The 1,890-nt window shown below is 67.8% G+C and carries 1 protein-coding gene; it reads right to left on the bottom strand.

All coding sequences use genetic code 11. From position 1 onward, the window contains the following. Positions 1–1,884 (bottom strand): acetate--CoA ligase (gene acs / locus J8I82_RS37570; RefSeq protein WP_245180667.1); only part of this gene is annotated, 1,884 nt, incomplete at its 3' end. Between the last annotated feature and the right edge of the window lie 6 nt (positions 1,885–1,890).

Here is a 1,890-nt window from a genome sequence, read left to right as displayed (position 1 = left end):
GAGCTGCTCCAGGATCGCCGGGTTCTCCAGCGTCGAGGTGTCCTGCGTGATCTCTTCACCCTTGGCCAGCGAGCGCAGCAGGCGGCGCATGATCTTGCCCGAGCGCGTCTTGGGCAGGTTGTCGCCGAAGCGGATGTCCTTGGGCTTGGCGATCGGGCCGATCTCCTTGCCGACCCAGTTGCGCAACTCGGCGGCGAGCTTGACGGCCTCGTCGCCGCTCGGGCGCGCGCGCTTGAGCACGACGAACGCGCAGATCGCCTCGCCGGTCATGTCGTCGGGGCGGCCGACCACCGCGGCTTCCGCCACCAGCGGGTTGGCCACCAGCGCCGACTCGATCTCCATCGTGCCCATGCGGTGGCCCGACACGTTCAGCACGTCGTCGATGCGGCCCATGATGGTGAAGTAGCCGGTGTCCTTGTCGCGGATCGAGCCGTCGCCGGCCAGGTAGAGCTTGCCGCCGAGTTCCTCGGGGAAATAGCTCTTCCTGAAGCGCTCCGGATCGCCCCAGATGGTGCGGATCATGGCCGGCCACGGACGCTTGACCACCAGGATGCCGCCGCTGCCGTTGGGCACGTCCTGCCCGGTCTCGTCGACGATAGCGGCCATGATGCCCGGCAGCGGCAGCGTGCACGAGCCTGGCACCAGCGGCGTCGCGCCCGGCAGCGGCGTGATCATGTGGCCGCCGGTTTCGGTCTGCCAGAAGGTGTCGACGATCGGGCAGTTCTCGTTGCCGATGTGCTTGTAGTACCACATCCAGGCTTCGGGGTTGATCGGCTCGCCGACCGTGCCGAGCAGGCGCAGGCTCGACAGGTCGTACTGCTTCGGGTGGATCTTCTCGTCGGCCTCGGCGGCCTTGATCAGCGAGCGGATCGCGGTCGGCGCGGTGTAGAAGATGCTGACCTTGTGGCGCGCGATCATGTCCCAGAAGCGGCCGGCGTTCGGGTAGGTCGGCACGCCCTCGAACACCACCTGGGTGGCGCCGGCGGCCAGCGGGCCGTAGGCGATGTAAGTGTGGCCGGTGACCCAGCCGATATCGGCGGTGCACCAGAACAGGTCGTCGGGCTTGATGTCGAAGGTCCACTTCATCGTCATCAGCGCCCACAGCAGGTAGCCGCCGGTGCTGTGCTGCACGCCCTTGGGCTTGCCGGTGGAGCCGGAGGTATAGAGCACGAACAGCGGATGCTCGGCGCCGACCGGCTCGGCTTCACAGGTATCGGGCTGGTTGGCGCAGACGTCGTCGAGCCAGCGGTCGCGGCCCTCGGTCCAGCCGACATTGCCGCCGGTGCGGCGGTAGACGATCACGCTCTTGACCGCCTCGCAGCCGCCCAGCGCCAGCGCATCGTCGGCGATGGCCTTCAGCGGCAGCGCCTTGCCGCCGCGCATCTGTTCGTCGGCGGTGATCAGCGCCACCGCGCCCACGTCGACCAGCCGCTCCTGCAGCGACTTGGCCGAGAAGCCGCCGAACACCACCGAGTGCGTCGCGCCCAGGCGCGCGCAGGCCTGCATCGCGGCCACGCCTTCGACCGACATCGGCATGTAGATCACGACCCGGTCGCCCTTCCTGATGCCAAGCGTCTTCAAGCCATTGGCCAGGCGGCACACCTTCGCATGCAGCTCGCGGTAGGTGACGCGCGTCACGGTGCCGTCGTCGGCCTCGAACACGATCGCGACCTTGTCGGCGTTGCCGTTTTCCAGGTTGCGGTCCAGGCAGTTGTAGGAGGCATTGAGCTGGCCGTCCTCGAACCACTTGCAGAACGGCGCGTTGCTCTCGTCCAGCACCTTGGTGAAGGGCTTGTTCCAGTGCAGCAGCTCGCGGGCGTGGCGCGCCCAGAAGCCTTCGTAGTCGCGTTCGGCTTCGTCGCACAGCGCCTGGTAGGCCTCCATGCTGGG

The organism is Cupriavidus consociatus (assembly GCF_017814975.1).
GTDB lineage: Bacteria > Pseudomonadota > Gammaproteobacteria > Burkholderiales > Burkholderiaceae > Cupriavidus > Cupriavidus consociatus.
This window is presented reverse-complemented; position numbering and strand designations above follow the sequence as displayed.